Source organism: Belliella marina, assembly GCF_042682445.1.
GTDB classification, from domain to species: Bacteria; Bacteroidota; Bacteroidia; order Cytophagales; family Cyclobacteriaceae; genus Belliella; species Belliella marina.
Genome location: NZ_JBHUHR010000011.1, coordinates 1 through 540 on the forward strand (window position 1 = coordinate 1; position 540 = coordinate 540).

Sequence of the window (540 nt, forward strand, 5' to 3'; positions counted from 1 at the left end):
AGACGGACTTGCTAGGACTTATACATTTCTTTAACTTAGCTTATCTTTGGTAACGAAGACCTAATTCCTGAACAATATTTACTTTATACAGCTAAAATACATTTGTCATGAAAATCGAAAATGTCAATATTCATGATTTGCTTCCGCATAGAGATCCTTTTTTGTTTGTAGAAAATATGCTTTCTGCCAACCCAGAAGAAATCATAGGAACCAAAACCTTTGATGAAAAGGATCAATGGCTAAAGGGGAGTTTTCCTGATGCAGGGATCGTTCCGGGAATGATTCTGGTAGAATCAATGGCACAATGTGGAGGTGCAGGAATTAAGTTGTTGGGATTGGCAGATGGTTTTTTTGCGCTGACTACTTTAGAGCATGTCAGGTTTTTTGCTCCTGCGGAGTTTGACAGAAAAATAAAGTACATCATTCAAAATCTCCGAATCAGTCGAGGTATTATCAAGCAAAGTGGTGTTGCCTATATGGATGAGTTGAAATTATTTGAAGCTGCTTGGATGAGTGTGAAAATTGCTTAAAATCAGAAAA

General features: G+C 37.0%; 1 protein-coding gene. It reads left to right on the plus strand.

The features are described from left to right. The first annotated feature begins 107 nt into the window (after positions 1–107). Positions 108–530 carry a 3-hydroxyacyl-ACP dehydratase FabZ family protein gene (locus ACFSKL_RS03400; protein WP_376883507.1) on the plus strand — a complete coding sequence of 141 codons (423 nt, stop codon included), beginning with the start codon at positions 108–110 and terminating at the stop codon, positions 528–530. Positions 531–540: the final 10 nt, after the last annotated feature.